Raw genomic sequence first — 17,484 nt, forward strand, 5'->3', positions numbered from 1 at the left:
CTACTCATCAATATCTCTTCTTTCCATAGCTTTCTCTTTGTTAAAAAATCGTTTATCTTTTGGTCGATACGATAAAAATCGTTGATATTTCGTTTGCTCTGGCAGACTGTAAAAAGTTTTGTTAAAATCGGCCAGCCGGAGTGGGTACAATGGTGATAGGTAAGGCCTGCCTAAAGACTCCAAACGGACTAAATGGATGACTAATAAACAGATACCAAACATCAGCCCGATAATCCCGTAAAAACCAGCAAGGAAAAAGAGTGGAAAACGAACAAATCTTACCGTATTACCCATGATATAACTAGGCGTCGCATAAGAAGCTAAAGCACTCATTGTAACCAAAATGATCAGAATGTTACTTGAAATACCAGCTTGAACCGCAGCAGTTCCAACAACCACACCACCAACAATACCAATGGTCTGACCAACTTTAGTGGGCAGTCTTGCTCCAGCTTCCCGTAATAGTTCAATTACAAGTTCGATCAGGAGTACTTCAATGAGCGGAGGAAAAGGAACAACCGCCCGAGATTCACCGAGTGAAACTAAAAGCTGGGATGGAACTAGTTCATAATGATACGTAGTTGCAACGACATACATTGGTGTTAACAGTAAAGTCACAAATGCAGCGAGAAAGCGAAGAAAACGGACAAACATGCTTAACATCCAATGAAAATAGCGATCTTCTGTGGACTCAAAGAAACTGAATAATGTGGAAGGTGCAATTAAAGCGAACGGGCTGTCTTCAACCAAAACGACAATTTTACCTGCTTTTACTGCATACATACAGCGATCCACCAATTCAGTAGATACAAATTGCGCAAATACAGAGGTGGAGGAATCTAAAATATATTGTTTAAGCATATGAATGTCTTCAACCATATCAACTTCAAGGTCGGTCAGCCGTTGCCTCATTGTATTAACATCTGTTTCATTTGCAACTGATTTAAGATAGATTATTCTCGTTTCTTTTGGATTTCTTTTGCCGACTTCAACTTTTTCCATTGCAAGGTCTGGTGTATTCATCCGCCAATTGATTATATTTAAGTTATTTTTAAGGGATTCTGTAAAAGCAATTGTCGGACCAATAACCATTGATTCCGTTTCCGCTTTTTCCAGTGCCCTTTTTTCCATTTTGCCCAGTTCGTACATGATAACTTGATTTTCTTGTTCGATGTAGAGACCGATATAGCCCTCGGTAATTTTATTTCGGAGAGCCGTAATGCTGGACAATTGTTTTCCCGCGGAGAGCGGAATCTCACTTAATATGGAGTCTGTTGTCCATTCTGTTTGCATATCTAATAATTTAGTCAAGACTTGTTGCTCGGCTTTAGTTTCATCAATAAGATAGGGAATATAAAAAAAAGCAATTTGCTTATTTTCTTGCTTATAAACCGTGAAACTCAGATCCTGATTATTGAGAATCTCTATATCCAGCTTGTTTTTCAATTCCTCTATAGAAAGCGGGAAATCCGCTTGATTTGCTCGTTTCTTTACAGGGCGCATAAGTGACCTCCATCTATCTAGCTAGTCCATTTTAGTATGGGTAAATCAGTTAAATTTATCCCATATTTCCTCTTCTTTTATAAATAGTTTTGATTGATGGAAGAAATATTTTAAGTTTGAATAATTAAATTAATTATTATTTCAACTCCCTCAGCCCCTCAACAAAAGTTGGATTTTTTCAAGAACTGTTTATTTGAACAAGTTAATGGAAACAATAAATAAATGTATCATTCAATTAATTTATAAAGGAGAAGAAAATGGCTGGGAACGAAACTAAGGATCGATCGATTTACTCCAAACGTAATCTGTGGTCTGGTATTTTATTTGGGGTTGGTCTAATCGCTTTTATAGACGAGACGGTATTTCATCAAATTCTACGCTGGCATCATTTTTACGACAAATCCACGACTGATATCGGGCTAATTTCTGACGGTCTTTTCCATGCTTTTAGTTGGTTTGCAACCATTGGGGGCTTGTTTATGTTCGCTGATCTCAGACGACGTAACGCACTGTGGTTAATGAGGTGGTGGGGAGGAGTGTTTCTTGGTGCAGGGGGGTTCCAGTTATATGATGGTACAATTCAGCACAAATTAATGCGGATACACCAGATTCGTTATGTAGATCATTTAATCATCTATGACGTGATTTGGAATACAACAGCTATTTTAATGATTATAATTGGTCTAACCCTTATTGTCCAGACAAGAAATAGCCAACAACCAGGGAAGGATGCCTCACATGAACATCAATAACCACATTCATCATACAATTGGAATAATACCTCAGCTACTTTTGGCACTACCGTTTATAATGGCTTTCGTCATGTATATCCTAGCTGTAATTGTCTCCAACAGGCGACAGAAACCTTGGCCAATATATCGAACGGTTTATTGGGCTTTTGGAATTCTTTTCGCTATTATCTCGGTTGCAGGCCCGTTAGCTGATCGTGCACATGTAGACTTCGCAGCTCACATGTTCGGCCACTTATTTTTAGGGATGCTTGCGCCATTGCTTTTAGCACTCGCTGCACCGATGACACTTATGCTACGAACACTAAGCGTTCCCTTGGCAAGAAGGATTTCAAAGGTTTTAAGAAGTTGGCCATCACGGATATATACCAATCCAGTTGTTGCATCCTTTCTTAATATAGGTGGACTTTGGTTATTATACACTACGGATCTATACTCGCTCATGCATAAGAGTATCCTTTTACATATAATCGTGCATTTCCATGTATTCTTAGCCGGCTACTTATTTACCGTGTCCATGATCTATATTGATCCGATACCTCACCGCACTTCTTTTTTGTACCGGGCAATCGTATTTGTTATTGCCTTAGCTGGACATGGTATTTTATCAAAGTACATCTATGCGAACCCGCCTCACGGAGTGCCCGCAGATCAAGCAGAACTTGGTGGCATGGTTATGTATTATGGTGGGGATATGATTGATATTGTTATTATCTTCATCCTTTGTTTACATTGGTTTAGAGCAACCCGACCTCGAATAAAATTAGCCTAAGGTCTATAGATGAAGATTTGTTTGTCTTAAAGCTTGCATGGAATTACCAATAACCTGTAGTAAATTTCAGCAGATATCATAAAGAGAGTTAAAGGAGTCATCCCATATGCGATTATTATGTTAGTGTTTATTATTGTCTTATCATTTATCCCAGAGATAGCCACCTATCTCGTTGATAATGTGGACTAACATGTTAAAAACATGTTCAATGAAACAAACCTTGAATATGTTTTGTAAAATATTGATGACAGCTCGGTAAAAGTTACCATTAATACTTTTCTCATCCTGCCGCACTATATAATAATGAATGTTTTTAGCTTAGACACATTAACATACACGAAAGGAAAATGTATATGGCAAAAGTTGCGGTAGACTTGATTCCACCTTAAAAGAATTTAAAAAGGAAGGAATACAAGTTGAAGGTGTTGTAGGCGATGTTTCAAAAAGAGAGGATCAATTCCAACTTGTGTCCCAAGCGGCAGAGGCGTTTGGACAGCTTGATGTATTTGTAAATAATGCGGGTATAGAAGTTGTAGGTCCTTTCCTAGACATTGAAGAAAACCAATTAAACAAGGCGTTTTCAGTCAACGTGAATGGTGTAGTTTTTGGCACACAAGCGGCTGCAGAGCAGTTTATAAAGCAAAAAACGAAAGGGAAAGTTATCAATGCTTGTAGTATCGCAGGCCACGAATCGTATGAAATGTTGGCCGTATATTCTGCGACGAAGCATGCCGTCCGTTCCTTCACCCATTCGTCCGCCAAGGAATTAGCTAAGCATAATATCCGAGTAAATGCTTATTGCCCTGGAGTAGCTGATACTTCGATGTGGACCCGTATCGACGAAGAAATGATTAAGTATAATCCGGAAATGAAAAAGGGAGATGCATTTAAAGAGTTCTCTTCTGGTATTTTATTAGGAAGACCGCAAGAACCAGAGGACGTTGCTAACCTTGTGTCTTTCTTAGCATCAGATGACGCTGACTATATTACAGGACAAGCTATTATCACAGATGGCGGTATTGTATTTAGTTAATAAATATCACTTTATCGAACATATGAATGATTATCCAGCAGGTGACGAATCGAGTAATGATTGGTCACCTGCTTGGTTTATCAGGCGTTTTCTATTTTTTCCTTTAACTTTTTTTGTTTCATAATTTTACTTATTGGTACATTCGTATAGAGGAAGAGTCCCATAATCAGCAAACTGAAAAACCATTCGGTTACTTGCCTGTAAATCAGCATTTGATTATACCCATCTACTCCGTACTTTTGTAGCAAGAGTGCCTTTAACCCGGCAAGAGTGAATCCACGAATAACGAATAGCAATTGTATATATTGAAACCACTTGAAAATGCCTTTTTCGAAAAAAGGGGAGTGCTTTGCTTTTTTGGCCAACCTTGCAAGTATACAAAATCTACTGCAAAGTATAATGCTAAAGGCCGTTTTATAAGAAGTGTAAATTTCCATCACCCTTCAACTGATGACCGTATGCATCTTCAATAAATGAAATTACATCCTCGTCAAGATAGACAAATCCAAGATTTTCTTTTTTGGTGCGATAGACTTGATACGCTTTTTTGGCTGTAGCTGCATTTTCACCATACATTTCCTTAGCTATCTCAAACCATTTATTAGCAAGCTGTTGGCCATTTTCAGAGTCAGGGGTTACTTGGTCAGCAATTGCTTGTCGTATATCGCGAAATAAATTGATAAAGTCCGCAACAACTGGTGTATCCTGACCGACTTTTGGCAAGGTATTCAGGATCTGCAATTCTTCATTTGAGAAATATTTTTCTCTTTTCTCGGTAACTTTGCTATTTATAGGCGAGAGGTACTTGAACGTATTAAAAATATCCTCCCAATTTTTATGACCGCCGAGCTCGATGACTTGAATAACACTTTCTAACGTATGTTTGTTCTTTTTTAATTGCTCAATTTTCGATTGAATCAATTCCATTTGCATCTGTAATAATTCCATTGGAGATTTTTCTTGATTCGTTATGATAGCCTTTATTTGTATCAGTGGGAAGCCTATCTCTTTTAATGTCAGTATGTAATAAAGCTGGGTAACTGCCTCTTCGTCATAATAACGATGCCCACCCTCGCTAATTTTAGATGGCTTTAAAATATCCATTTCATCATAATATAGATCGAATACAAATGATCCACCTCCAGTGTTATTCGTATTATACAATATGACGTAACGTAAGATTCAAGAGTTATGTAAAAACTAAAATATTTCAGATGCTGATATATAAGTTTTGAACCGAGGCAAGCAGGATTTTAAATTTTAATGGTGAATTGAATAAGGGGGAGGTGTTTATATGCGCGTGTAGCTGCGATTTATGATATTCATGCGAACTATTCTGCATTAAAAGCAGTTCTGCAAGAGATTAGAAATTCAAATGTTGATCAAGTGATAGTCGGTGGGGATTTAGCTTGGAGGCCTGAACCACGGCAAGTCATGGATCTGCTAATGGATTATAAAGACGAGTTTGTTTTTATTAGAGGCAATGTTGATCGTGAAGTTTCTTACCGTTATGGAAAAGAAAAAGGGTTAGACGATTTAACAGCAGCATTAAATCATTGGTGCGCAGATCAATTAACCGAAGAACAATTACAATTCCTTCAAAATTTACCCGAAAAAACAACGATGACAATTGATGGCTTAGGAGAAATCTTATTTGTACACGGATCACCCCGCAGTGATGAAGAAGCGATTCGAATACAACCTACTGAAGAGGAAATTAGACCAATGGTTGAGAAGGTACGACAAGATATTATCGTTTGCGGGTCATACGCATATTCAGTTTGATCGCATGGTTGCCGGTAAACGAATTATAAATGCAGGTAGTGTTGGATTGCAGAGCAGGGCTGCCGGAGCTTGTTGGGCATTACTTGGGCCTGACGTTGAATTAAAAGTCACGCCTTACGATACAAAAGCCGCCTCCGAAAGAATTCTCAAATCCAATGCTCCTTATAAAGAAGATTTTGCTGATCATTATTTAAACCCACCTTATGAGGGACCTTAGCCAATCTTAATTGCTAAGGGATAGATACATACCTTAGAAAGCGCGGAACTTTTACTAGATTTTCAAAACAACCCTTCTATGTACAGAACGATATATTCTGAAATGAATAATTGGAAGAGGGATGCAGATGTTATTAAGTATTTAGGAAAGTTCCCGCAAGCTCCTCTCGTTGTTATTGGACGGGATAAAGCGTACAACATTAAATTAGGAATGATGGAGGGTATACTGGAAGCGGAATTACGTTTATTGGAGGGGAAGTGGCAAGAACTTATTATGCAGCAAGCTAAACTGAGCAAGAACAGTGAATTAATATTTGCAAAGGATGCAAGCCATATGATTCATCTTGATAGACCAGATGTAATAATTGGAGCAATCCATAAACTTTTATCATGGATTGAAGTAAGATAGTAAAATGATGTTAGGGGTTTTACAATGAGTAATGATTGGAAATCGTGTCCTACTGAAATAAAGGTATTTATCTTTAATTTGAAAGAGAGGATTAAAGAAATTATAGATGATAACTTTGTAGGATTTTATATACACGGTTCTTTAGCGATGGGAGGGTTTAACCCTAAGCGTAGTGATATCGATATTTTGGTTGTTATGGAAAAACCTCTAAAACTTGAAGAAAAAAGAAGTTTAGCACAGTTTTTTCTAGACTATTCTTCTTCACCGTATCCGATTGAAGTAAGTTTCCTAAGTAAGAAACAATTAATGGATTGGCAGCACCCTTGCCCATTTGAATTCCACTATAGCGAGCATTGGAGAGAGCGATATGAAAATGATTTGTTTCAAGGGACATATCAATATATTAATGAAGTTATTCAAACGGACCCAGATTTAGCAGCTCATATAACCATTACGAACTACAGGGGAATATGTATAGAAGGAAAACCTATTGATGAAGTATTTCCTAAAGTCCCACTGGATGATTATTTATCGTCCATAATGGGGGATTATCTGGAATGTATAGAAAACATTGCAGAAGATCCGATTTATTGTTCATTAAATATGTTGAGGGTGCTTTGGTTTCTAGATGAAGGAGTTATTTCCTCAAAGCAAGAGGCAGGGGATTGGGGACAAAGAAATTTACCGATGAAATTAAGAAATACAGTGAAGAAAGCTGCTGAAAATTATGCGGATGGGAAAGATGGCTGGTCTTTTGAAAAGTTTGAACTTTTGTTGCTGAGGGACTATATCGCTGGAAAGGTGCAAGAGCTGCTCAAAAAAATGAAAACCCCTTGACATGAAATGGATCTCATAAACTAAATTTAAATTGAAAAGCAGCCCGTGATGATTTTAGTAATGGAGCGAAATCTTTTGTGAGTGTAGCCTGGTATGGGGCATGATCACATATGAGTTGTTGTCTTTTTACTAAGTTTAACCCGGGCTGCTTTTTAGAGACTTAAACGGCCACTCTTTCTATCAATTCAACGGAAACCTCCTTTTAAAAAAACACATTGTAGATTCCCGCTTCTTACATTAGAATACCTTGAACAATAAGACCGAGCACTAATCCAAGAAAGATAGAGGACAATGTCCCTAACAAGAAATATTCCGCCCAGTTGCGATCATCTAACTGTTTGAAGCGGGCGATGGATTTAGCCGCAATGATAAAAGCGATGGATGGGTAAGCGCCTATCACAGTAAGTAGTATAACAAGTAATCTTTCTATATAACCGATTAGCTTTCCTCGAGAGCGGGACGGGGAAGAGTAGGTGAAATAGTGATATTCTCCTGTAAAACTATTTTCCGTATTCGGTTGATTCCTTTCTTGTACATCAATCATTCTATTACGTAATGTTAATTCCCCTTCAAAGTTCGCGAATTCCGATGGCAAAGAACCAACAATGTATTTCACAATATGTCCACTTACGCTTGTGGCCAGAATATAAATTATAATAATAAACAAAACCGTATTAACAGGATGTAAACTGCTTGTCCCAGATAACTCTATCAAACTTGCAGTCATATCCGCAAAACTAATTTGAAAGAAGAGTATACAGGATAACAGTATGATTGCTGCATGTAACGCTTGGTCCACCAAGAAAAAAACCAGCTGTTTCATATTATCTGCTCGTGTGCTTTTTACAGAGTCTATTAGTTTTATTTTCAATAAATCAATTAATAGGTGCGTAATAATAATAAAAGATAGAGGCAGTATAAAATAGTGAATGATATGTTTAAATTCAAATTGATATGCCCAAATAATCGCAAGTGCTATTCCTGAGACTAGTAAATGATGGAGCAAATGTTTCTTTAAGTACTTTAATTTATCCTTAACCATTTGATCTGTCTGCAGCCAGAAATCAGCAATTAAATGGGCGAGGAACAACAATAATACAATCATTAAACTCACCTCTCTTTAGGTAAATATACTTGAAGACGGTTGTTTATATTTTGTCTAATGTTGAGTTGGAGTTCTTCAGTTTGATTATTAACTGGTCCCATCTCCAATGAATTTAACACATCTACAATATTATAAAATGTATCTAAAATGACATCCGCCTTGCCATTTTTCATATGACTCGATATAGTGGATTTCGTTCTGCCAAGATATTCGCTGACTTTGTTTTGTTGACCAAGCATTAAATATAATGAACAGACAAGGGACTGTATCTCCGTTTGTTCGTTTATTTGCTCTTGTTTTAAAGATAAACTTGTATTTAATAATGTAGCGAACTCCCTACTGTAAACTTCGAACCCGCTTGCGTCTTTTCGCGGGGCTAACTCAAAGCGAAATTGCATTCTCTTTTGCTGATTTTTAAGGAAATCATTAGCTAATCTAGACTGCTTCATTAATGGATGTATCCACGTTTCGATGTTTATATCATTTAAATTTCCTTCAATATTGCCAAATGAGAGACCGAAATATGGGGGATGGTCTGTGTATTTCCAAATACGACTTAAATAGAAAGCGAGTATATAAGTAGATGCAAATCCATTACTTACAACGACTAATTCATCACCAGCTCGGTGTGCGACTTTTGTTGTTGTAATATATTGTGTCCAGTAAGCGATGCTGATCTGCAAATCCTGGAGGTAATCACTCAACTCATTGCCGATATCTTCCTTGGAAGAATTACTTACGTCCATGATGAAAACTGAAACTTGATTTCCCATGAATAATCAGCTCCTTTTTCTTTTACTTGCACAGAAGTTCGTTTATATAATCGAACATACCATGAGTTTGATTGTTTAGTCAAACCTTCTAAAAGTTAGATCTTTTAATCTAACAAATTTGTACTCGTAAAGAATGCTAGCTTGCTTTCAAATGTTTATGGACTGGTCTAAATGAATGGTATGAAAATCTCGGTATTGTATATAAGCTTGCGGAGCTTCCATCGTTTAATTAGATAATTGGAAGAGCAGAGGTATTTAGGCGAAAAACTAGTTAGGGAGATGATCTAGAAAATGCTAAAATCAAATAGACTTCAGTTTCGAAAGATGGTGGAAAGTGACATTGAGAAATATCACTCATGGAGAAATGATTTTGATGTTATGAAAACAACAAGTCCATCGCTTGATTTATACTCTTTTGATGAAACAAGAAATTTTGTGGAAAATGTTATTCTCAACTCAACATCTTCCAGGAGCTATATAATCGAGGAGAGAGAAGGGAAGAGGGCAATAGGAGTAACATCACTGATAAATATTGATACAAAAAATAGAAATGCGGAATGTATCATTGATATTGGTGAAAAGGATTATTGGGGAATAACTTCATTAAAGTATGCACTAAGTCAAAATAAATATAGTAGGGTGTAATTAACAAATCGCGAATATATTAGAGTACATCCAGGAGTTCAAGTGAAGATACTGGATAAAATATAAACCTTTATCATCCAGTATCTTTATTAGAGGGGCTATCTAGAAGGTTTTTTCGTTATATGTTCGTTTCCAAGTTTAAAAAATTGCTAACTTCTTTTACATAATCTGTAAGTGGATAAGCTTTATATAAACGGCTCGATAATCGGATCGGATCTCCAAAAAAATACCTCTCATATTGGGTCTGCCTCGTTCCAAATGAACTCATTGTCAGATCCCAGGCCAACCTAAATATTTTCACACGATCCTCAGCATTCTTGGTTGCTGCTTGAAGGTACTGATTAAGATCGGTTTTAATAGGGGAGCTGAATGCATTTTCTGTAGGTAGACCAACCAGTCCGCTTAATAGCTCCCATCCTAACACTCCCATATCCATTTACTTTTATAATGTGAATTCATTTATACTATATTATTATATTAGTCGGTATGTTTGCCTATTCCATTACTTAAGCTCCATGCTTGGTTCATCTATTTAAAACCGGGTTTTATTTTTTTGATAAGAATGAATGAATATAACCACAGGAATTTACTCAGTTATGAGAAAATAAAAACATTCTTTCCATTAAAAAGACCCACTTTTATTTTGTCTAAAAAATGACATTTTCTGTTTATAAAGGAAACGAGCTGTTTTCTATATTGCTCTTTACAACTATTTTTCTTATGATTAGTGTAAGGGATTTTATATAGGAGTGGAAAACATATGAATAATGGTATCAACAATGCTAAACAGCGAAATTATAATCCGCTGATTTGGTTACTATCCATCTTGGTTGTGGGAGTTATTGTGGCAACGTATTTCTTGCCGGAAATCCCAGGTGGTACAATATGGGGAATTGAATTAACGGTATTGCCGATGCTGAATGCTATATTCAACAGCTTTACCTTTGTTTTTTTATTGATTGCGTTAGCCATGATTAAAAAGAATAACATTAAATTACATCGCAGATTTATCATCGCTGCATTTGTAACAACCTTTTTATTCTGTATCTCGTACTTAACGTATCATTCTATGGCTGCATCTACCAGCTACGGTGGAGATGGCCCGCTAATGTACATTTATTATTTTATACTTATCACACACATTATTCTTGCCGCATTAATCGTGCCGCTTGCATTAATCACACTCGGGAGAGGCTTGAATATGCAAGTGGAAAAGCATAAGAAAATTGCACGCTGGACAATGCCACTCTGGTTGTATGTAAGCCTTACTGGGGTATTGGTATACTTCATGATTTCACCATACTACTAGGCAAAATTCATGCCATAAAAAGGAAAATGGGAAACCAGATTTTTCATGGTTTCCTTTTTTTATAGCACGCTATACTTTGAATAAGAATGATAAGGATTTTACTGCAAGATATGTTTTTAGGAGGAAGAAAATTGTCAGCGATAACAATCGTTAAAGCTCTAAATAATAATGTCGTCATGGCCGAACACCCCGGAGAGGGAGAGGTCATTGTAATAGGGAAAGGAATTGGCTTTAATCGAAAAGAGGGTGATTCCCTCTCGGCGGCACAAGCGGAAAAACTATTTGTATTAAAAAATGAAAAAGAACAAGAACAATATAAAAAGTTGCTGCCGCAAATTGATGAAACCTGGCAAAGTGCGATTATCGAAGCTATTGGCCATATTAGTGAACGTGTGTCAGGCAAGTTAAATGAACACATCCATATCGGTTTAACGGATCACCTTTTGCTTGCGATGGAGCGTGTGCGCCAAGGACATACAATTGTCAATCCGTTTTTAACCGAAACAATCGCACTATATCCATTCGAGCAGGAACTAGCAAAAAAAGCTGTCGAAATAATTGGAGATAAGACAGGCATTTATTTGCCAAAGGATGAAATCGGGTTCATTACGCTTCATATACATAGCGCATTAATGAATAAGGATTTAGGAGAGATAAATAGACATTCACAGCTTGTTACAAACTTAATTCATATTATTGAGAGTGACTTTGAACTTATTCTCGACAAGGAAAGCCTAGATTATATGCGACTTGTCCGACATTTGCGATTTACGATTGAACGTGTCGTACAGGGAGAAAAAGTGAAAGAACCAGAAAAGATCGCACAGCTATTGAAATATGAATATCCATTATGTTATAATCTGTCTTGGAAGCTAATAAAAGTTATGCAAGAGTTTTTGAAGAAAAAGGTATATGACGCTGAAGCGGTTTATTTAACTATGCATCTTCAACGTTTAAAAAAATATGAATAGCAATTATATCTATACGTGTTACTGGATAGGCAGGCATAAGTATGGAAGATAATTGAAAAGACTTCACATGGGAATTCCCATGCTTCTTTTCGATATCTTCTAAACTTATGCCTGTTTTTTTATTTCATTTTTATTAGCTTAAATAAAAATAAGTGGAGGAATAGGAAGATGTGGAAAAAGTTTTTTGGTGTTTTACAGAAACTTGGTAAAGCATTGATGCTTCCGGTGGCGATGCTGCCAGCAGCTGGTTTACTGTTAGGATTAGGAAATGCGGCGCAACAGGATGCGATGTTACAGCTTTTACCGTTTCTTGATGCGGATTGGATACAATTAAGTGCTCGCGTGATGGAAGATGCAGGGAATATTATTTTTGCTAACCTGGCACTTATCTTCGCAGTCGGAGTTGCAATTGGACTTGCAGGTGACGGTGCAGCAGCACTTGCTGCGTTAGTCGGATACTTGGTAATGAATCAGGTGATGGGATCATGGTTAGGTCTATCTGCTGAAACGGTTGCATCAGAACCAGGATTTGCAAGTGTACTAGGAATCCCGACATTACAAACAGGGGTATTTGGCGGGATTATTATCGGTTTAATAGCGGCTTATGCTTATAATCGTTACCACGATATTGAAATGCCGTCCTTCTTAGGATTCTTTGCTGGTAAACGATTCGTTCCGATTATGACAGCAGCCCTTTCATTCATTGCAGGGTTGTTGATGTTGCTTGTTTGGCCTCCGGTTCAAGATGCAATGAACAGTGCATCACTATGGCTAATTGAAGAAGGAACATATATCGCAGTTTTTGCATTTGGGTTTATTAAACGTTTATTGATTCCGTTTGGTTTGCATCATATATTCCATGCGCCATTCTGGTATGAATTTGGAACATATACAACGGCTGCTGGAGAGATCGTAAGAGGGGATATGACAATTTTCTTTGCACAGCTAAGAGATGGTGTTGAAATAACTGCCGGTAATTTCATGGCTGGTGAGTTCCCAATCATGATGTTTGGACTTCCAGCTGCAGCACTAGCAATGTACCATACAGCACGCCCGGAAAGAAAGAAACTGGTTGCTGGTTTACTCGCTTCAGGTGCGTTAACTTCTTTCCTAACGGGAATTACGGAACCACTTGAATTCTCATTCATGTTCTTGTCACCAGTCCTATTTCTAATTCATGCGGTACTTGATGGATTATCTTTTGTGCTTATGACGTTTTTAAGTGTTAATATTGGTTATACCTTCTCTGGTGGGGGAATAGACTTCTTCTTATTCGGAATCTTGCCAGGCCAAGAACCTTGGTGGTTAGCCGTTATTGCAGGTCTTGTGTTTGCCGTGATTTATTACGTGATTTTCCGTTTTATGATTCAGAAATTTAATCTCAAGACACCTGGACGTGAAGCGGATAATGGCGAAGATGGGGATGAAGCTACTGGTAATGATCAAAATAGTTTACCTACCCAGGTACTTGAAGCAATGGGTGGAAAAGAGAATATTGCCCATTTGGATGCATGTATTACAAGACTTCGCGTATCTGTTAACAATCAAAGTGAAGTCGACAAAGAACGTTTGAAAAAGCTTGGTGCTTCAGGTGTATTAGAAGTTGGAGAGAATATACAAGCTATCTTTGGTCCACGTTCAGAGATTATTAAAGGTCAAATGCAAGATATTATGGCAGGTAAAACACCGCGAGTAGAAGAAGAACAAAAGAAAACAGACACTGGCTCGACTAGCCCTGTTCAGAATGATTCATTTGTTTCTCCAATGACGGGTGAAGTCAAACCGATCACCGACGTACCTGACCCTGTATTTGCAGGGAAAATGATGGGGGACGGATTTGCCATTCTACCAACTCACGGTACAATCGTTTCGCCGGTGAACGGGAAAATTGTCAACCTGTTCCCAACAAAACATGCAATTGGTATTGAATCCGATTCTGGATGTGAAATATTGATTCACTTTGGAATCGATACAGTGAAGTTGGAAGGTAAAGGCTTTGAAGCGCTTGTCGCGCAAGATGATGAAGTCAAAGTAGGACAGCCTTTATTAAATGTTGACTTAAATTATGTAAAAGAAAATGCACCATCGATTATAACGCCAATCATTTTTACAAACCTAAAAGACGGTGAAACAGTAAGTTTAACAAAACAAGGTAATGTAGAAATTGGTGATGAGGAAATTATTGAGATTCAGTAATACGTATGAGAACCCCACTTTGTAGTTGATGGCAAAGTGGGGTTTTTTGCATGAGCAGATGGTTATGGTGCGCAATTCCTGAGTGGCGTGCGAGTTTGTACGGTAATGGTGCACAATTAATGGGATAAAATATTTAAACCCTGAAGGACTTGAAATGAAGAATTACAGGAAGCAGTTGTATTAAAACAAATAATAAATAACAATAACGTATTAAATGAGGATATCCACTCAATTAAACTGTATAATGAGCAATTAATAAAATTAATATCTAACTTGCACAAGGATTCTATTTCCTATAAAATAATAATTGTCAAAATCTTGTCATTCTAGAGAGAGGAGTGTTCCCCCATGAAGAAAAAATCACTTGAGTTTTTACCTATTGTATATGGATACTCCACTGCTGTTTTTCTAGAAGTCTCTTTCTAAGGGTAGTATGTCTAAATTTGATCTCCTGGAGAAACGGCAGAAGAAACTTCTAAATGATGAGGTGAATAAATGGAAAACGAAAAAATTACGAGAAAAAACCCACCCAATATGCCTGTACCAATCGGTAATTACAGTCATATTACAAAAATTCCAAAGAATGCAGAGTTTTTTATATTCAGAGTGGGAACAATTATTTAGCAAAAATTATCCGGCAATGACGATTGGAAATATTACTGAATTAGGTTTACCTGAAATGAAAATTGAAATTGAAATTTGGGCAGCTAAAGTATAAAATTCAAACACACTTCACCACAACCATGGAACTCCTGAAACCAAGCGATTCCATGGTTTTTATTACGATCTGCGTGATTATATTTCTAGTGATGAAATTGAATGGGGAAGATGTAGAAAACTTGGATTTTACAGACAGCGTATGTTAATAATGTTCTAAATGAAAAAGTGGATAATAAGGTAAATATCAAAAAGAGGGATAAGAATGGGGGATCTTAACAGATTAGAACCAGTTAAAGCTGCACAAAAATTTATCAAAAATTATTTTCCATATTGCGATGGAGCTTTATTAGCAGGAAGTGTCGTTCGTGACGAAGCAACAAAAACATCGGATCTTGATATCATAATATTTGATAAAACATATAGCTCTTCTTATAGGGAGTCAGTAATTGAGTACGATTGGCCGATAGAAGTGTTTGTACATAACCTGAATTCTTATCAAGAATACTTTGCTAGTGATTATAAACGCGCTAGACCATCACTGCCACGAATGGTTTCAGAAGGTATCATACTTAAAGATAAGGGGGTGATTAACTCCATCAAAAGGGAAGCAAAAGAATTATTATCGAAAGGTCCGGAAAAGTGGTCAACTGAGATAATCAATACGAAGCGATACTTTATTACGGACACCCTTGATGATTTTATTGGTTGTAATAATAGAGCAGAAGGAATTTTCATTGCTAATACGCTCGCAGAACTTGTTAGTGAATTTGTATTACGAACTAATAATAAGTGGCTTGGTGCTTCTAAATGGATAGTACGTTCATTAAGAGAATACGATACAAACTTTGCCGAGCAATTTGTTGAAGCATTTGATATATTTTATAGAAGTAGTTCAAAAGATAAAGTAATTAAGTTAGTTGATGAAATTTTGAAACCCTATGGAGGACGGTTATTCGATGGTTTTTCTTTAGGTAAAAAATAACCGCCATTAAACAAATAAGCGCTTTAGAAGACCTTGATGGTAATGAGGATTTGGAAGATATTTTAGATTGTTGTGGATGGATAATGAAAATTATAGTTAGGGCTGGACTTGCCCTTGTGATAGATAGAGAAAATCAATATACAAGAGACCTGTACCCAGCATATAAAATATTTTCTAAACATTATCCAGAGAAGGAAGCTCAAATGAAACAAGCACTTAAATATGCTATTGAGCCAGTTATAAATGCTGATGATGTCATTGCCTTTTTAGATGATTTTGGAAATTGGATGATACTAGAATCGAAAAATGGTTAAAAGCTCATAATCCTAAAAAAGTAAAAAATTTGCAGCTATTAAATGAAGATGATCTTACTGCTGACTGCTAAAAGGAGGACTTTATTTGTTTCTTAAAGATGTTTTGTCCCAAACCTTTTTGGCTTTTGCTGAAAAGGAATGTAAGGGATCTAGCTTATTATACGAACATTTGTCCATTAAAATTGCCGCAGATGATGACCTTCTTGAAGTATGTAGTCACGCACGAGAAGGGCAACCTATTCCCAACCTCTTTTTTGGTGCAGTGCACTATCTCTTATTAAAAGGAACGGAACATCCATTAAAAGAGTATTTTCCGAGTATCGTAGGTAATACAAAATCATATAAAGGATCATTTGAATTCTTGAAGGATTTTTGCTTTAAATATCGACAAGAAATGGAGTCAATTCTTAAAACTAGGCTTGTTCAAACAAATGAAGTAAGGAGATGTGCTTATCTTTATCCTGTTTTTTGTACGGTTTACGAGAAAGCAAGGAAACCATTAGCACTAGTCGAAATCGGAACAAGTGCGGGATTACAGCTTCTTTGGGATAAATATTCCTATTCATACGGGACAAATAATATTTATGGTGACAAAGATTCAAAACTTACTATTACAGCAGAAATAAGTGGAGAAAACATTCCAAACCTGCGTGTCACACCGCCGCCGGTCTCTACTAGAATCGGATTTGATTTAAATACAATTGATCTAAATGATGAGGAAGAGAAATTATGGCTTAAATCCTTAATATGGCCCGAGCATAGAGAGAGGTTGTTTATGTTTGAAGAAGCTGCAGGTTACATGAAGGAATATCCTGTACGCTTGGTGGATGGAGATGGAATAAGTTTATTATCCAAATATGTTGAAGAGGTCCCGGAAGACAATGTGATTTGCATTTTTCATACTCACGTAGCTAACCAAATACCAAAAGAAAAAAATGATCAATTATTGCAAACCATTGAAACTATTGGTAAGAAAAGAGATGTATTCCATATCTACAATAACATTCAAGATAAATACTTACATCTAGATTATTATTTGGATGGTGTTGAGTATCGAAATACGATTGCGAAAACCGATGGGCACGGTAGGTGGTTTGAATGGTTATTGAAAAATGAAATGTAGTAGAAATTTAGAATTCGACGTCTTTATAACGTGCTTATATAACGAACAAATAAAGTTATGAATGAGAAAATCATCGGGGTTATAAACTTTATAACGAACAAA

The 17,484-nt window shown here is 36.7% G+C and carries 18 protein-coding genes and 3 pseudogenes; 15 read left to right on the top strand and 6 right to left on the bottom strand.

Going from position 1 to position 17,484, the window contains the following annotated elements; genetic code table 11:
* A complete protein-coding gene (locus WKU33_RS04390; RefSeq protein ID WP_336251563.1) occupies positions 1-1,503 on the bottom strand; it encodes a spore germination protein in 1,503 nt (500 codons plus the stop codon).
* Positions 1,504-1,760: 257 nt separating this feature from the next.
* On the opposite strand from WKU33_RS04390, the gene WKU33_RS04395 reads away from it, so the two are divergent.
* The 3 genes and pseudogenes from WKU33_RS04395 to WKU33_RS04405 all read left to right on the top strand — a co-directional run.
* The gene (locus tag WKU33_RS04395; protein WP_340453418.1) at positions 1,761-2,255 is read left to right on the top strand and encodes a DUF2243 domain-containing protein; all 495 of its coding nucleotides are present in this window, start codon (positions 1,761-1,763) and stop codon (positions 2,253-2,255) included.
* Entirely contained in the window at positions 2,242-3,024 is a 783-nt protein-coding gene (locus tag WKU33_RS04400; protein WP_340453420.1) for a cytochrome c oxidase assembly protein, read from the top strand. Before WKU33_RS04395 ends, WKU33_RS04400 begins: the two co-directional genes overlap by 14 nt.
* A gap of 367 nt (positions 3,025-3,391) precedes the next feature.
* A pseudogene (locus WKU33_RS04405) lies at positions 3,392-4,057 on the top strand (SDR family oxidoreductase); the annotation flags it as partial.
* 80 nt (positions 4,058-4,137) lie between these two features.
* On the opposite strand, the gene WKU33_RS04410 reads toward WKU33_RS04405, so the two are convergent.
* Entirely contained in the window at positions 4,138-4,353 is a 216-nt protein-coding gene (locus WKU33_RS04410) for a hypothetical protein (RefSeq protein ID WP_198042625.1), read from the bottom strand.
* Between the two features lie 118 nt (positions 4,354-4,471).
* The gene (locus tag WKU33_RS04415; RefSeq protein ID WP_340453422.1) at positions 4,472-5,161 is read right to left on the bottom strand and encodes a MerR family transcriptional regulator; all 690 of its coding nucleotides are present in this window, start codon (positions 5,159-5,161) and stop codon (positions 4,472-4,474) included.
* Positions 5,162-5,410: 249 nt separating this feature from the next.
* Between WKU33_RS04415 and WKU33_RS04420 the strand changes: the two genes are divergently transcribed.
* From WKU33_RS04420 to WKU33_RS04435, 4 genes are all read left to right on the top strand, one after another.
* A complete protein-coding gene (locus WKU33_RS04420; protein ID WP_232334396.1) occupies positions 5,411-5,842 on the top strand; it encodes a metallophosphoesterase family protein in 432 nt (143 codons plus the stop codon).
* A gap of 4 nt (positions 5,843-5,846) precedes the next feature.
* Positions 5,847-6,059, top strand: a complete 213-nt coding sequence (locus tag WKU33_RS04425) for a hypothetical protein (protein ID WP_232334393.1) — start codon at positions 5,847-5,849, stop codon at positions 6,057-6,059.
* A gap of 78 nt (positions 6,060-6,137) precedes the next feature.
* Positions 6,138-6,467, top strand: a complete 330-nt coding sequence (locus WKU33_RS04430) for an alpha/beta fold hydrolase (protein WP_340453425.1) — start codon at positions 6,138-6,140, stop codon at positions 6,465-6,467.
* 24 nt (positions 6,468-6,491) lie between these two features.
* Positions 6,492-7,304 (top strand): aminoglycoside adenylyltransferase domain-containing protein, encoded by an 813-nt coding sequence (locus WKU33_RS04435; protein ID WP_156856509.1) that lies wholly within the window; start codon positions 6,492-6,494, stop codon positions 7,302-7,304.
* A gap of 232 nt (positions 7,305-7,536) precedes the next feature.
* On the opposite strand, the gene WKU33_RS04440 is transcribed toward WKU33_RS04435, so the two are convergent.
* Both WKU33_RS04440 and WKU33_RS04445 read right to left on the bottom strand, forming a co-directional pair.
* Positions 7,537-8,409, bottom strand: coding sequence for a DUF3307 domain-containing protein (locus WKU33_RS04440; protein WP_340453427.1), 873 nt, complete (start codon positions 8,407-8,409; stop codon positions 7,537-7,539).
* Positions 8,410-8,414: 5 nt separating this feature from the next.
* Positions 8,415-9,182 carry a hypothetical protein gene (locus WKU33_RS04445; protein WP_156856511.1) on the bottom strand — a complete coding sequence of 256 codons (768 nt, stop codon included), beginning with the start codon at positions 9,180-9,182 and terminating at the stop codon, positions 8,415-8,417.
* Positions 9,183-9,473: 291 nt separating this feature from the next.
* Between WKU33_RS04445 and WKU33_RS04450 the strand changes: the two genes are divergently transcribed.
* Complete coding sequence (locus WKU33_RS04450) at positions 9,474-9,827, top strand: GNAT family N-acetyltransferase (RefSeq protein ID WP_156856512.1); 354 nt, start codon at positions 9,474-9,476, stop codon at positions 9,825-9,827.
* Between the two features lie 118 nt (positions 9,828-9,945).
* Here the strand turns inward: WKU33_RS04450 and WKU33_RS04455 are convergent.
* Positions 9,946-10,230, bottom strand: a pseudogene (locus WKU33_RS04455) (4-hydroxyphenylacetate 3-hydroxylase C-terminal domain-containing protein); the annotation flags it as partial.
* Positions 10,231-10,587: 357 nt separating this feature from the next.
* Here WKU33_RS04455 and WKU33_RS04460 point away from each other — a divergent pair.
* From WKU33_RS04460 to WKU33_RS04490, 7 genes and pseudogenes are all read left to right on the top strand, one after another.
* On the top strand, positions 10,588-11,136 hold the full coding sequence (locus tag WKU33_RS04460) for a DUF420 domain-containing protein (protein WP_340453430.1): 549 nt from the start codon (positions 10,588-10,590) through the stop codon (positions 11,134-11,136).
* Between the two features lie 131 nt (positions 11,137-11,267).
* A complete protein-coding gene (gene glcT / locus WKU33_RS04465; protein WP_156856514.1) occupies positions 11,268-12,107 on the top strand; it encodes a glucose PTS transporter transcription antiterminator GlcT in 840 nt (279 codons plus the stop codon).
* A 168-nt stretch (positions 12,108-12,275) separates the two neighbouring features.
* Positions 12,276-14,303, top strand: coding sequence for a glucose-specific PTS transporter subunit IIBC (ptsG, locus tag WKU33_RS04470; RefSeq protein WP_340453433.1), 2,028 nt, complete (start codon positions 12,276-12,278; stop codon positions 14,301-14,303).
* Positions 14,304-14,798: 495 nt separating this feature from the next.
* Positions 14,799-15,021 (top strand): annotated as a pseudogene (locus WKU33_RS04475) (hypothetical protein).
* Between the two features lie 204 nt (positions 15,022-15,225).
* A complete protein-coding gene (locus WKU33_RS04480) occupies positions 15,226-15,945 on the top strand; it encodes a nucleotidyltransferase domain-containing protein (protein WP_156858093.1) in 720 nt (239 codons plus the stop codon).
* Between the two features lie 50 nt (positions 15,946-15,995).
* Complete coding sequence (locus tag WKU33_RS04485; RefSeq protein ID WP_156858092.1) at positions 15,996-16,259, top strand: hypothetical protein; 264 nt, start codon at positions 15,996-15,998, stop codon at positions 16,257-16,259.
* A gap of 85 nt (positions 16,260-16,344) precedes the next feature.
* Positions 16,345-17,382: a DUF2332 domain-containing protein gene (locus WKU33_RS04490; protein ID WP_336251549.1), complete on the top strand. Its 1,038-nt coding sequence runs from the start codon at positions 16,345-16,347 to the stop codon at positions 17,380-17,382.
* Positions 17,383-17,484 lie beyond the last annotated feature (102 nt).

Origin of the sequence: Oceanobacillus sp. HCA-5259 (assembly GCF_037892815.1) — a bacterium.
Lineage (GTDB): Bacteria > Bacillota > Bacilli > Bacillales > Amphibacillaceae > Oceanobacillus > Oceanobacillus indicireducens.

Excerpts from the sequence above, each read along its gene's own strand:
- WKU33_RS04425 (WP_232334393.1), top strand. The coding sequence starts at position 5,847 with ATGGTTGCCGGTAAACGAATTATAAATGCAGGTAGTGTTGGATTGCAG.
- ptsG (WP_340453433.1), top strand. The coding sequence starts at position 12,276 with ATGTGGAAAAAGTTTTTTGGTGTTTTACAGAAACTTGGTAAAGCATTG.
- WKU33_RS04430 (WP_340453425.1), top strand. The coding sequence starts at position 6,138 with ATGTACAGAACGATATATTCTGAAATGAATAATTGGAAGAGGGATGCA.
- WKU33_RS04390 (WP_336251563.1), bottom strand. The coding sequence starts at position 1,503 with ATGCGCCCTGTAAAGAAACGAGCAAATCAAGCGGATTTCCCGCTTTCT.
- WKU33_RS04445 (WP_156856511.1), bottom strand. The coding sequence starts at position 9,182 with ATGGGAAATCAAGTTTCAGTTTTCATCATGGACGTAAGTAATTCTTCC.
- WKU33_RS04480 (WP_156858093.1), top strand. The coding sequence starts at position 15,226 with ATGGGGGATCTTAACAGATTAGAACCAGTTAAAGCTGCACAAAAATTT.
- WKU33_RS04440 (WP_340453427.1), bottom strand. The coding sequence starts at position 8,409 with ATGATTGTATTATTGTTGTTCCTCGCCCATTTAATTGCTGATTTCTGG.
- WKU33_RS04415 (WP_340453422.1), bottom strand. The coding sequence starts at position 5,161 with ATGGATATTTTAAAGCCATCTAAAATTAGCGAGGGTGGGCATCGTTAT.
- WKU33_RS04460 (WP_340453430.1), top strand. The coding sequence starts at position 10,588 with ATGAATAATGGTATCAACAATGCTAAACAGCGAAATTATAATCCGCTG.
- WKU33_RS04400 (WP_340453420.1), top strand. The coding sequence starts at position 2,242 with ATGAACATCAATAACCACATTCATCATACAATTGGAATAATACCTCAG.
- WKU33_RS04435 (WP_156856509.1), top strand. The coding sequence starts at position 6,492 with ATGAGTAATGATTGGAAATCGTGTCCTACTGAAATAAAGGTATTTATC.
- WKU33_RS04450 (WP_156856512.1), top strand. The coding sequence starts at position 9,474 with ATGCTAAAATCAAATAGACTTCAGTTTCGAAAGATGGTGGAAAGTGAC.
- WKU33_RS04395 (WP_340453418.1), top strand. The coding sequence starts at position 1,761 with ATGGCTGGGAACGAAACTAAGGATCGATCGATTTACTCCAAACGTAAT.